The sequence below is a fragment of the Streptomyces sp. NPDC058371 genome, from assembly GCF_042723265.1.
Taxonomy (GTDB): Bacteria; Actinomycetota; Actinomycetes; order Streptomycetales; family Streptomycetaceae; genus Streptomyces.
Window position 1 is genome coordinate 1,285,056 of sequence record NZ_JBHXJC010000001.1, and the last position, 11,173, is coordinate 1,296,228.

The 11,173-nt window shown below is 69.2% G+C and carries 12 protein-coding genes; 8 read left to right on the top strand and 4 right to left on the bottom strand.

Translation table 11 applies throughout. The features are described from left to right. The first annotated feature begins 262 nt into the window (after positions 1–262). From ACFWM2_RS05600 to ACFWM2_RS05610, 3 genes are read left to right on the top strand one after another with little or no spacing between them, the layout of a single operon-like run. Positions 263–1,738: an FAD-dependent monooxygenase gene (locus tag ACFWM2_RS05600; protein WP_383273293.1), complete on the top strand. Its 1,476-nt coding sequence runs from the start codon at positions 263–265 to the stop codon at positions 1,736–1,738. A 41-nt stretch (positions 1,739–1,779) separates the two neighbouring features. Next, positions 1,780–3,030, top strand: coding sequence for an amidohydrolase family protein (locus tag ACFWM2_RS05605; protein WP_383273295.1), 1,251 nt, complete (start codon positions 1,780–1,782; stop codon positions 3,028–3,030). Positions 3,031–3,032: 2 nt separating this feature from the next. Continuing rightward, on the top strand, positions 3,033–3,833 hold the full coding sequence (locus tag ACFWM2_RS05610) for an antibiotic biosynthesis monooxygenase (RefSeq protein WP_383273297.1): 801 nt from the start codon (positions 3,033–3,035) through the stop codon (positions 3,831–3,833). Positions 3,834–4,190: 357 nt separating this feature from the next. On the opposite strand, the gene ACFWM2_RS05615 is transcribed toward ACFWM2_RS05610, so the two are convergent. Together ACFWM2_RS05615 and ACFWM2_RS05620 are read right to left on the bottom strand one after the other, a co-directional pair. Then, positions 4,191–4,895: a Clp protease N-terminal domain-containing protein gene (locus ACFWM2_RS05615; RefSeq protein ID WP_383273299.1), complete on the bottom strand. Its 705-nt coding sequence runs from the start codon at positions 4,893–4,895 to the stop codon at positions 4,191–4,193. 165 nt (positions 4,896–5,060) lie between these two features. After that, positions 5,061–5,429 carry a DUF6234 family protein gene (locus ACFWM2_RS05620; protein WP_383273301.1) on the bottom strand — a complete coding sequence of 123 codons (369 nt, stop codon included), beginning with the start codon at positions 5,427–5,429 and terminating at the stop codon, positions 5,061–5,063. A 281-nt stretch (positions 5,430–5,710) separates the two neighbouring features. Between ACFWM2_RS05620 and ACFWM2_RS05625 the strand changes: the two genes are divergently transcribed. The 3 genes from ACFWM2_RS05625 (at position 5,711) to ACFWM2_RS05635 (ending at position 7,469) form a co-directional block, all read left to right on the top strand. Beyond that, on the top strand, positions 5,711–5,881 hold the full coding sequence (locus tag ACFWM2_RS05625) for a hydrophobic protein (RefSeq protein ID WP_351429451.1): 171 nt from the start codon (positions 5,711–5,713) through the stop codon (positions 5,879–5,881). Between the two features lie 971 nt (positions 5,882–6,852). Beyond that, positions 6,853–7,092 (top strand): hypothetical protein, encoded by a 240-nt coding sequence (locus ACFWM2_RS05630; RefSeq protein ID WP_383273303.1) that lies wholly within the window; start codon positions 6,853–6,855, stop codon positions 7,090–7,092. Then, the gene (locus tag ACFWM2_RS05635) at positions 7,092–7,469 is read left to right on the top strand and encodes a toxin Doc (RefSeq protein ID WP_383273305.1); all 378 of its coding nucleotides are present in this window, start codon (positions 7,092–7,094) and stop codon (positions 7,467–7,469) included. Before ACFWM2_RS05630 ends, ACFWM2_RS05635 begins: the two co-directional genes overlap by 1 nt. A 10-nt stretch (positions 7,470–7,479) precedes the next feature. On the opposite strand, the gene ACFWM2_RS05640 is transcribed toward ACFWM2_RS05635, so the two are convergent. Next, positions 7,480–8,076, bottom strand: a complete 597-nt coding sequence (locus ACFWM2_RS05640; protein ID WP_383273307.1) for a cysteine hydrolase family protein — start codon at positions 8,074–8,076, stop codon at positions 7,480–7,482. 147 nt (positions 8,077–8,223) lie between these two features. Between ACFWM2_RS05640 and ACFWM2_RS05645 the strand changes: the two genes are divergently transcribed. Next, positions 8,224–9,216 carry a GlxA family transcriptional regulator gene (locus ACFWM2_RS05645; protein WP_383274198.1) on the top strand — a complete coding sequence of 331 codons (993 nt, stop codon included), beginning with the start codon at positions 8,224–8,226 and terminating at the stop codon, positions 9,214–9,216. Positions 9,217–9,286: 70 nt separating this feature from the next. Beyond that, positions 9,287–10,381, top strand: coding sequence for a M20 family metallopeptidase (locus ACFWM2_RS05650; RefSeq protein ID WP_383274201.1), 1,095 nt, complete (start codon positions 9,287–9,289; stop codon positions 10,379–10,381). A gap of 451 nt (positions 10,382–10,832) precedes the next feature. On the opposite strand, the gene ACFWM2_RS05655 is transcribed toward ACFWM2_RS05650, so the two are convergent. Then, positions 10,833–11,159 carry a putative quinol monooxygenase gene (locus ACFWM2_RS05655; protein WP_383273309.1) on the bottom strand — a complete coding sequence of 109 codons (327 nt, stop codon included), beginning with the start codon at positions 11,157–11,159 and terminating at the stop codon, positions 10,833–10,835. Positions 11,160–11,173: the final 14 nt, after the last annotated feature.

Below are 11,173 nucleotides of genomic sequence, written 5' to 3' on the forward strand. Positions count from 1 at the left end.
ATCCGGTCGTACGAGCTCTTCCAGGCCGTGCCGTCTGCAGTGGCCCGTCGTATGAAAACGAACGTTCCCGTTATCCGAGGCTAGCAGCGGCCGAGGCACTTCCAAAGAGGAACGATCGTTTGCGCTTGCGTCGATGGCCGTGCTACGTTCCAAAGAGAAACGAACGTTTCTATTTGGAGGTGACCGCACCGTCGTCGCTGCCGTACGCGGCAGGCCCACGGTGTACGTCATCGCCGTACATCACCGACCTGGAGGAGGCGCAATGGCGTCGGCACCAGATATTCCGGACCCCCTGCCGACTCGGACCGACGTGCTCATCGTCGGCGCCGGACCTGCGGGGCTGACACTGGCGGCGGGCCTCAGTCAGCTGGGTGTGGACCATGTGCTGATCGACCGCGGCAGCATGGTCCGGCCCGGGAGCAAGGCGGCCGCCGTACAGCCCCGCACCCTGGAATATCTCGAGCGGATCGGCGTCAGCGCCCGTCTGGTCCAAGCGGGCGCTCAAGGCCGGGGCTTTCGTCTGCACGACTGCGAAGACACCCTGCTCACCGCCACATACGAGGGCCTGGACACGCCCTATCCCTACGTGCTGCTGATCTCGCAGCAGACAACGGAAGAGCATCTGGCCCGACGCCTGGGGGAGTTGGGCGGTGTGGTCCACCGTGACCACACGTTCCTCGAGATGGCCCCCGACTTCCCCGGTGTCACAGCCACCATCGCCGGCCCGGACGGCGTGCTGCGCGCGCTCTCCGCCCGCTACGTGGTCGGTTGCGACGGCGTGCACAGCGCGGTCCGCACGGCTGCCGGGATCGGGTTCCCCGGCCAGGCGCACGAGCAGCTGTTCGCCATCGCCGACGTGCGGCTGGGCCCGGGCACGGACGCCGTACCCAAGGAGGACACCACGTTCTTCCTGTCACCGGACGGCATGTTGCTCGTATCGCCGCTGGCCGGCGGTCAACACCGCATCGTCGGCCGGGCGTCGGGTCCTGCCGCGCCCACGGCCGACGACGTGGAGATGATGCTCGCCGACCGGGGGCCGCGCACCGGCGACATCCGGGTCAAGGAGGTGGTGACGGCCTCGACGTACCGCGTGCAGGAACGGGTCGCCGAGCGTTTCCGTGACGGCCCGGTCTTCCTGGTGGGCGACGCCGCGCACACCCACAGCCCGGCCGGCGGCCAGGGCATGAACGCCGGCATCCAGGACGCGGGCAATCTGGCCTGGAAGCTGCATGCCGTGCTGACCGGCCTCGCGCCGTGCGAGCTGCTGGACAGCTACCACCGTGAACGGCACCCGATCGCGGCCGGACTGGTCGCCTTCACCAGTCAGTTCGCCAAGCTGGCCAACGTGCGCGACCCCCTGGCCGGTGGGCTCCGCAACCGCGTCCTCGCGGCGGCGGGAGCCGTCCCCGGGTTCGCCGGCTGGATCACCGCCAAGCTCTCCCAACTCGATCTCGGCTACAGCCAGGAGCCGGACCACGGGGCGCCCCGCGTCGGGGGACGTGTTCCGCCGCGGCTCGTGCCCTCGGCCGGGCTGCGCTGGACGCTGGCCCTGCCGGGCGGAGAGGTGCCGGAGCCGCCGACCGAGCACGGCGTACTGGCCGTACGACATGTCCCCGGGCTGGGGACACCGCTGCTGGTCCGTCCCGACGGCTACCTGGCCGCGCACGGCGTACCCGCCGCTTCCGCCGTGGTGCTCGATCGCCTCTCGCAGTACCTGCCGCTGAACCCCACTCGATGACCGTCTCTCCACTGGAGACAGAGACATCCGGAGACACAGACATGTCGACAACAACTCTCATCCGCAACGTCGCCGTATTCGACGGCACCCGCCTCAATCCGCCGCAGGACGTCCTGATCGACGGTGCCGTGATCGCCGCGGTCGGCGCCGGGACGGACGTACCGGCGGACGCCACCGTCGTGGACGGGACGGGGCAGACCCTGCTCCCCGGTCTCATCGACTCCCACACCCACACCACGAGCGCCGCTCAGCTGCGCCAGGCACTCGTCTTCGGCGTGACCACCGAACTCGACATGGGCGGCGACCCCGAGACCTCCCGTCAGGTGCGTGCCGTGGCCCACAGCCGCGATGACGTGGCCGACCTGCGGATCGCCACCACCGGCGCCACCGCGCCCGGCGGCCACCCCGGGCAGCTGATCGAGCACGGTCTCCTGGCCCCCTTCCCCACGGTCGCGGGACCGGAGCAGGCCGATGCCTTCGTGGCCGAACGGATCGCCGACGGCGCGGACCATCTCAAGATCTTCATCGAGGACGGCACGGTGGTCGGCAAGCCGATGCCCACGATGTCCGCGGAGACGGTCGTCGCGCTGGTGGAGGCCGCGCACGCACGGGGGCTGCGTACTGCCGCGCACACCTGGACCCGGAGCGCGGCGCGCCAGGCGATCGCCTGCGGGGTCGACATCCTGGCCCACTCGCCGTCCGACGGCCACTCCGACCGCGAACTGGTGGAAGCGGCGGCCGCCGCACGGAAGTTCGTGGTGCCGACCCTGACCACGCTGGCCGGCATGAGCCTGACTCCCGCGGAGTTCGAGCTCGCCGCGGACCCGAGGCTACGGCCCTTCGCGGACCCGGACTGGCTGAAGGACCTGGAGCGCATCCGCACCACCGACCCCGGCGAGCGGCTGGGGCCGAGGGCCGTGGAGACCCAGCACGGCGCGGACGCCGCCGTACGGATGTTCCGGCTCGGTGTCCCGCTGCTGGCCGGAACGGACGGCACGGGCGCGCCGGGCCATCCGACCACGCACGGCATCAGCTACCACGGCGAACTTGCCCTGCTGGTGGCCGCCGGGCTCACCCCGGCCGAGGCGCTGACCGCGGCCACCGCCAACCCCGCCGACGCCTTCGCCCTCCACGACCGCGGCCGTATCGCACCGGGTCTGCGCGCCGACCTGCTGCTCGTCAGCGGCAACCCCCTCAACGACATCACCGCGTTGCGCGACATCACCGCGATCTGGCGGCGCGGTGTCCGCGTTGACCGATCCGCCCACCTGCCCGCAGAGGAGTTGGTCTGACCATGCATACCCCAACCACCCCCGAAAACCCGGCACATGACGGCATTCACCACGTCAAGCTGCCGGTCAGCGACCTGGAGCGCAGCACCGACTGGTACTGCACCGTGCTGGGGGCGCGGCGGGTGACCGAGCTGGATCATCGTCGCCCCGACGGCACTCTGTTCGCGGTGATCCTCGACGTCCCCGGTCTGCCCGCTCGCCTTGAACTGCGGCTGGACCCGAGGACGGCCGGGGCGCTCAAGGACTACGACTTCCTGACGCTGTCCGTCGCCGACCGAGGCGTGCTCGACGCCTGGGCCGCCCGGCTCGATGCCCGCGGCATCCGCCACTCCCCGCCGGTCGTCGCGATGGTGGGCTGGCTGCTGGTGGTCCCCGACCCCGACGGGCTGCGGCTCCGCTTCTACACCACGCAGCCGCACGGACTCGGCGAGTCGGCCGTCGAGTTCGCATCGCCGTGGCTCGGCACCGGACCCGTGGCCGAGGCCGCCGAGGACGGGAGCAACTCCACCGTTTCCACTGTCTGTGCCGTGGCCAGGCTGAGCGCGCTGCCCGGCCAGGAGGACGAAGTGCGGTCCCTGATGGGGTCGGTGGCGGAGGCCACCCGTCAGGAAGACGGCTGCCTGGAGTACCGGGTGCACCGAGCCAAGGAGGCTCCCAGGACGTTCGTGGTCTACGAGTCGTGGAGCAGCCCGGAGGCCCTGGCCGCGCACCACAAGACGGCCCACATGGACCGGTTCAAGAAGTCGGCCGCCGCCCTCGTGGACTGGCCCCCGCAAGCGGAACTGCTCACGCCTGAAGCCTGATCGCTCAGCTGAAGCCCGGCCGGGGCCGCGGCGGCCCCGGCCGGGTGCGGCTCCCCGAACGCCGTCTCGCGGTGGCCACCGCAGTCCATGAGCGCACGGTAGAGGGCCGGCGGGTGGGGAGGTACGTCGTGGGCAGTGTGTCCGCTACGGCTTTGAGCGGGGAACGTACATCGCGTACGGCGCTGTTGACCTGGTGTCAGGAGCGCTGACGAGGCCGCCGAGGTGCACGATGGCCTCTCACCCACCGCGCACTACAAGGTCTTTGGCGACGTCGGGTGGGGGTTGGAGCACGGGCGCACTTGCTGTGCCGGGTGGGAAGGCTGGTCGCCCGGTCCTCCTCGGCGACTGAGCGATTCGCTACTGGTTGTCGCGCGTGGCGGACCGTTCGGTGATCCTGGTCTTGATCGTCTCGCGCAGCTCGTCCGGCGTGAAGCCGAGGTTGCGCAGGATCTGAGCGGCTGGGCTCTCCTCGGTACGGATCAGGCCCAGCAGTGTGTGTTCCGTACCGACCCAGTCGTTGCCGAGGTCGGCAGACGCGCGGCGTGCCTGCTCGATGGCCTCCTTGCTCTCCGGCCGGAACGCGATGTGACCGCGCAGCGCCTTCTCCCCGGCCGGCGCCATCGCTTCCTCGATCGCGTCGCGGATGCGTTGCTCCGACTCGGTCTTCGCGATCAGCACCTCGTATGCCAGTCCCTGCGGTTCGCCGAGCAGGCCGAGCAGGAGGTGTTCGGTGCCGATGAAGTCGTGCTTGTGCGTTCGGGCGGCTTCCTGTGCCAGCACGATGCTGTGCCGGTTCCGGTTGGTGTACCGCTCGAAAGGGCCGGGTGCATGGCGTTGCTGGGCGGCCTGTTTGGACACCCCGATGGCGTCGCCGATCTCGGTCCACGACGCGCCGGTTCGCTTGGCCTTGCTGACGTAGTGGTCGATGAGCTGGTCACCGAGGTCGGACAGGGTCTGGGCGCGCAGTCGCGCCTCGCTGATGCGGGCCAGTTCGTTGGCGTCGGGGAGTTCCTCGTCGAGGCGGGCGATCAGGTCGGCGAGACTGATGTCGAGTGGACTCATGCGTCAATCTTAAGTTGACGATCGAGGATCGTCAACTTGTAATTGACGCTGACTTTCGGGCTGCTTCCGGAGTGTCGTGCGAGGGTCCGGTCCAGCAGTCGGGCTCGGTCGCACTGGTGGCGGGGTCGCTGAGTGCGGGGCGGCGTAACGGAGTTCGCGGCGGCGTCACCGAGGTGGCGGCGGATCGCCGGCGCAGATCACCCCCGCGTTGCAGGCATGCCGATGGGAATCCTCGTAGGTGCGCTCGCCGGCTGCCTTCGCGCAGAACAGGATTCCGCAGACGACGATCAACAGCACGGCCTGACCGACCGCGACCGGGCGCACACGCCGGATCCCGGCCACGACCGCGGCGATCAACGCGGTGACCGGCACCACCGCGGCCTTCTCCAAGTAGGGGCCCGGCGGTTCACCGTAGTGCTGCGGGTCCCACGACCAGTAAGTCGAAGCCCAGGCCAGGCCGATGAAGGCAAGGACCACCAACTCGATGACGGCCAGGGCCACGGCCATGCCCCTGCCGGAGCGCTCAGCGTTCACAACACCGACCCTCGCCCGGACCGACGCGCCGAGTCCTGAGTAGCCGTACTCAGACCGGCCGCGCGAGGACACCGGCCTTCGCGGAGCCGGTGAGGCCGGCCGAAGTCCGGCAGTCACGCTTCCGGCGTGGACGGGGAGGGGCGCCGACCGCCGGTGTGCGTGGCGCGGACCGGTCACCTGCGGTGAAAGCGCATCCCCGCTTCGGCGGATAAGAAACACATAAACTTCCCATGCATGGCGGGGTGTTGCCGGGGCACTCGATGCTTCGGAGGTTGATAACTATGGTTCCCCTGCTTCTCGTTCTTCTGCTCGCTCTGGTTCTCTTCGGTGCCGGCTTCGCACTGAAGGCTCTGTGGATCGTCGCCGTGATCGTGCTGGCTGTCTGGCTGCTCGGTTTCGTCATGCGTTCCGCCGGAGCCGGTGGTAGCCGTGGCCGTTGGTACCGCTGGTAGAGATCAGTAGTCCCGTCCCCCTGACGCCGGGCGGCCCCAGACATCAAGGTCTGGGGCCGCCCGGCGTTCGTGTGCCTCTTGCGTGAACATATGGCGACCGGCGCTCGGGCGGCGCGGGGGTGGGGCAGGAGCACGGTGTGGCCGGGAGGCCTGTTGATCGCGCAGGGAACCGCGCACCTCCAACTCGGCGGGCTTCCCGGGCACGCCCAGGCACGGCCGCCGGACCCGTTTCGACCGCGATCACCTCGTCCCGCGCGCGTGTGGCGCCGGGTGCTGTGTCCGGGGGCCCGTATTGCCGCTGGTCCGCCGACTGCGTCGAGGCGCGGGACGTACGGCCGGCCGGTTCGGGGGTCGGCTGCCGTACGTCCCGCCGCTCCGGGCGCGCCGGCAAGATGAGCGCGCCCGGGTACACGGACCGGCTGCCCGGCAGCCCGGGCGGCATGCTCGGCCGAACGGCTGACGTCTGCCGTGGACGACCCGGGGAGGTGAGCCGGGTCCGCGCGCTGACGTGTTCCTACAGAAATCAGAGTTGACGCCCCGGTCACCGTCGGATCTCCTGCACCGATGTCTGACCTTCGCCTCGAGCAGCCGGACGCCGAGACCACCCTCAGGGACCTGCCCGGAGACACCATCCCTTGGATCGACTTGCGCCTGTCCGCAGCCGCAAGGTGATCCCTGGGAGTCCCGAGCGCCGCGACCAGCGGGTGGCAGCGCCACGGGGGTGTGCAGGTGTCAGGCCCCTGCCCGGCCTGACACAGGGAGGTGATCACGGATCGCCGCAGCGGAAACCACCGCCCCGGATGAGTGACACCCGAGGGTTGCAGCAGCACGTCAACGCACTTCACCGACAGTGACCGGATACGGGAGAGGCGGCGGGCGGGTCGTCCCTGGGAACGGCCGGCGTCCTCGGCCGTGGAATGGCGTACCAAGGGAGGCTTCCCCGGATGGCACCAACTAGGTACCATCACGGTATGCCATCACTGAACGTGTCCTTCACGGACGAGGAGCTCGAAGGGGTCCGGGCAGCAGCCGCGGCCGACGGGAAGAGCCTGAAGCAGTATCTGCACGACCTTGGCGTCCGTGAGATGCAGCGCAGGCAGTTCGTCGCCGGCGCCAGTGCGTGGGCCGACCGGCTGCGCGGCGAGTTCGACGACGCGTTCCCCGACGAGGTGCCGCCCTCGGAGCGGCGTGACGGGGCCGCGGCCGCCTGATGCACCTCACGGTTGATGTCGCCTGGCTGCTCGACGTCCAGGAGGCCGCCCTCCTCAGCGACGACATGTCGGTCTCGGACTACTCGGCGCTCGTGGCGGCCGTCGCCCGGCACAGGACCAAGCTGCCGACCCTGGCCGCGGCCGACCCGGACGCCGCCTGGCGGGCGGCCGCGCTGATGCACACCATCGTGCACCTGGAGCCGCTCCCGCACCGCAACAGTCTGTTCGCGGCGTTCGTCGCCGCCCAGTACATGGATCAGGCCGGCGAGGGCATCGACCCGCCCTACGGGGGCCTGTCCGACCTCGTCCGCAAGATCCACGAGACCGGGCTCGGCGTCCTCGTCGTCGCCGATCAGTTGCGCTCCTGGAAGGTCTGATCCGGCGGCCTCAGGTCAGAGACTTCTCCGAGGCGACAACGACCCCGTAGAGGTCGCCGATCGTCGCGAGTGCGCTGTGATGGATCTGGGAGGCGGGCAGGTCGATGCCCGCCGACGGCAGCGGCCGCGTCGCGCAGGCGTCGGCGACCACCGTGGGCCGGTTTCCGCGCAGGAACGCACCCTCCGCCGTGAACGTCACGCACATGTGCGTCATGAAGCCGACGACAATGACGTCCTTGTGGCCGGCGGCGTCGACGTACTGGCCCAACTCGGTGTCCACGAAGGCGTTGGGAACCTTCTTGACGACAACGGGCTCACCCTCGACGGGCGCCACCCTCGGATGGATCCGGCCGATCTCCGCCCGGATGTCGTACGGGGTGCCTTCGCCGCCGTCGTTGATGACGTGGATGACCTTCGCCCCCGCCTCGCGGGCCCTGCCCAGCAGCGCGGCGGCGGAGTCGAGCGCATCCTGCCAGCCCGCCAGCTCCATCACGCCACCGACGTAGGTGTTCTGGTAGTCGACCAGGATCAGGGTCGATTCGGCAAGCGTCGGGGGCGTCTCGTCGAAGCCGTTGAGTTCGCGCAGCGTCGTCGTGGTCGTTGTCATGGGAGTACCGCCTCAAGTCCGTTGCTCGGTAGCGCAGTTCACGCCGTGGTGAGCCGCGCTTCGAAGCTACGGCGCGCCAAGGCGTGTCGGCAATGTCGTCTAACATGCAGATCCGGACATCACTGTTGCCGACCGGGCGGAGACCCCGTGAGCACCGTCGAACGACTCGTCGTCGTCGTCCTCTTCGAAGGCGTCGACCTGCTCGACGTCACCGGACCACCGGAAGTGTTCTCCCTCGTGCAGCGCGAGACGGACGGCGCGGCGGGCTATCACGTCGTCCTCGCCGCCGAGACGCTGGACCCCGTCGCCACCTCCGCCGGCGTACGGATCCTTCCCGATGTCACCTTCCGCGAGGTGTCCGCGCGAAGCATCGACACCCTCCTGGTCCCCGGCTCCGTCGAAGTGGACAGCCAACGCCGTGTCCGGGCCCTCACCGACGCCTCGGTGGTCGGCCGGGTGAGAACACTCGCCGGCAGGTCGCGAAGGGTTACGTCCGTCTGCGTCGGGGCGCACATCCTCGCCGCCGCCGGACTGCTCGACGGCAAGCGCGCCACCACTCACTGGTCGACCGCACAACAACTCGCCGCCGATCACCCGGAGATCGAGGTCGACGCCGAACCGATCTTCATTCGTGAAGGCGATCTGTGGACGGGTGCGGGCATCAGCGCCTGCCTGGACCTGTCACTCGCGCTCGTGGCCGACGACTTCGGCGAGACCGTCGCGCTGCGCGTCGCCCGGCAACTCGTGATGTATCTGAAACGGCCGAGCGGACAGAGTCAGTTCAGCGTTCCCCTCGAACCTGTTTCCACGACTCGGCGCATCGAAGATCTCCGTCACCACATCATGCGCAACATCACCGAACAGCTCACCGTCGCGGATCTCGCCGCATTCGCGCACGTCGGCGAGCGGCAACTCACCCGTATCTTCAAGGCCGAACTCGGAACAACACCGAGCGCGTACATTGAATCGGCCCGCGTAGAAATGGCGCGCAACCAACTCGAATCCACCGATGCAACGCTCGAACGCATCGTGTCCACCTGCGGGTTCGGCACGACCGACACACTCATCCGGGCATTCCGCCGGAAACTCAACACCACGCCGACGGAATATCGCCTCCGATTTCGAACCGGCCCCGGCTGAGCAGGAAGACCAAACCCGGGACGGGGACGCCATTCGGTCAAGGCATACCCAGTACCCTTGCGGCGTGACCATGCACAAGGCTGTCGGCGTGAGTGTCGACGCGATGATCGAGGACCTCAGGACACTCGTGGAAGTCGAGTCTCCATCACGCCATCCGGACGCGTTGAGGGCATCGGCCAAAGCCGTCGCCGCCGTCATCGAGAGCCGCCTGGGCGGTCAGGCCACACTCGTCGAGAGCGAAGCCGGGCCGCACGTTCACTGGTCGGGCGGCGGCGATCCCCACGTGCTGATCCTCGGTCACCATGACACGGTGTTTCCCCTGGGCACCCTGGAGCGTCGTCCGTTCAAGGTCGCGGACGGGCACGCGACCGGCCCCGGCGTCTTCGACATGCTCGGCGGTGTGGTGCAGGCCGTCCACGGTCTGGCGACGCTCGACGACCGCTCCGGCGTCGAGATCCTGATGACCGCCGACGAAGAAGTCGGCTCCCTCTCCTCACGCGCGCTCCTCGAAGACCGAGCCCTTGCCTGCGGCGCTGTCCTGGTACTCGAAGGCGCCGCTGACGGCGGAGGCCTGAAGACCGGCCGCAAGGGCTGCGGCACGTTCCAGGTCACCGTCGCGGGCAGGGCGTCACACGCCGGCCTGGAGCCCGCGGCCGGGGTCAACGCCCTGATCGAAGCGGCACACCAGGTACTGGACATCGCAGGGCTGGGGCGACCGGAGATCGGCACGACCGTCACCCCGACCGTCGCCTCCGCGGGCACCCTGGACAACGTCGTCCCCGCCGAGGCCACCATCGTCGTCGACGTCCGGGTCGAGTCGACCGAAGAGAAGGAGCGCATCGAATCCGCGTTCGCGGCACTGGCTCCGCATCTCGCCGAGGCCGAGATCTCGATTCAGGGCGCGGTCAGCCGGCCCCCGATGCCCGAGTCGGCGTCGACCGAGCTCTTCGCCGTGGCCAAGCGGCTGCTCCCCGACCTCGAAGGCAAGGCAGTCGGCGGCGGAAGTGACGGCAACTTCACGGCCGCACTGGGCGTGCCGACGCTCGACGGACTGGGAGCAGTCGGCGGCGGCGCTCACGCCGACCACGAGTACCTGGTGATCGACTCCATGGCCGAGCGGGCCAATCTTGTGGCCGGACTGGTGAACGCGTTGCGCAACGCCTAGGAAGGCGGGGTGGAGGCACGACGGGGTCGCGCAGTCGCCGTTGCGGGCCGCTCATGGTCCGCCGTCAGAAGTCGTCGGCCGGCCGGCGCGGTCCCGGAATGCTTCGGCGGACGACCTGACGCGGATCCGCTTCACGGAGCCGGGACCGTTCGTCCTGCGGGGTGTTGGGCCGCTGCGCGCGTCGCCAGTCCGGCGTCGAAGAGCACGCGTCGCACCACTCGTCACGCCCTTCGTCCGCCAACTCCCCGCAGTTCTTCCCCGTGTGATGGATCGTCAACGCCAAGAAGGCGCTGCAGTACCGCCCCAGGGTGTATTCAAGTCCGATGAGGAATTTCATCCCTCTGTAGTGCTCGCCAGAGCGCGGGGCACACGCACCCAAACGGGTGCAAGACCGGGAAGGAACGCATAATCACATCGCATCCCCGCGCCACCTTCGAGATTTCCGGCCGGTCTACTCCTCGACAGCCATCTCGCCCAGCAGCGACCAGTCGTCCTGGGGGATCTTCATGTTCACGATGCGGGGTGTCGCGGCCAGGTGGCGCGGCAGGGTCTGCTGTGCGGTCTTGAAGTGGGCGGACTGGACATGGGCCGCGCCGGCCTCGTCGTCGCGGAAGGCTTCGACGAGGACGTACTCCGTCGGGTCCTCGATACTGCGGGACCAGTCGAAGGACAGACAGCCGGGCTCGGCGCGGGTGGCCGCCGTGAAGTCGGCGGCGATCTCCGGCCACTGGTCCGCGAACTCGGGGCGGACGAGGAACTTGGCGGCGATAAAGATCATGAGAACTCCCTGTG

Excerpts from the sequence above, each read along its gene's own strand:
- ACFWM2_RS05650 (WP_383274201.1), top strand. The coding sequence starts at position 9,287 with ATGCACAAGGCTGTCGGCGTGAGTGTCGACGCGATGATCGAGGACCTC.
- ACFWM2_RS05610 (WP_383273297.1), top strand. The coding sequence starts at position 3,033 with ATGCATACCCCAACCACCCCCGAAAACCCGGCACATGACGGCATTCAC.
- ACFWM2_RS05635 (WP_383273305.1), top strand. The coding sequence starts at position 7,092 with ATGCACCTCACGGTTGATGTCGCCTGGCTGCTCGACGTCCAGGAGGCC.
- ACFWM2_RS05640 (WP_383273307.1), bottom strand. The coding sequence starts at position 8,076 with ATGACAACGACCACGACGACGCTGCGCGAACTCAACGGCTTCGACGAG.
- ACFWM2_RS05600 (WP_383273293.1), top strand. The coding sequence starts at position 263 with ATGGCGTCGGCACCAGATATTCCGGACCCCCTGCCGACTCGGACCGAC.
- ACFWM2_RS05605 (WP_383273295.1), top strand. The coding sequence starts at position 1,780 with ATGTCGACAACAACTCTCATCCGCAACGTCGCCGTATTCGACGGCACC.
- ACFWM2_RS05615 (WP_383273299.1), bottom strand. The coding sequence starts at position 4,895 with ATGAGTCCACTCGACATCAGTCTCGCCGACCTGATCGCCCGCCTCGAC.
- ACFWM2_RS05630 (WP_383273303.1), top strand. The coding sequence starts at position 6,853 with ATGCCATCACTGAACGTGTCCTTCACGGACGAGGAGCTCGAAGGGGTC.
- ACFWM2_RS05655 (WP_383273309.1), bottom strand. The coding sequence starts at position 11,159 with ATGATCTTTATCGCCGCCAAGTTCCTCGTCCGCCCCGAGTTCGCGGAC.
- ACFWM2_RS05625 (WP_351429451.1), top strand. The coding sequence starts at position 5,711 with ATGGTTCCCCTGCTTCTCGTTCTTCTGCTCGCTCTGGTTCTCTTCGGT.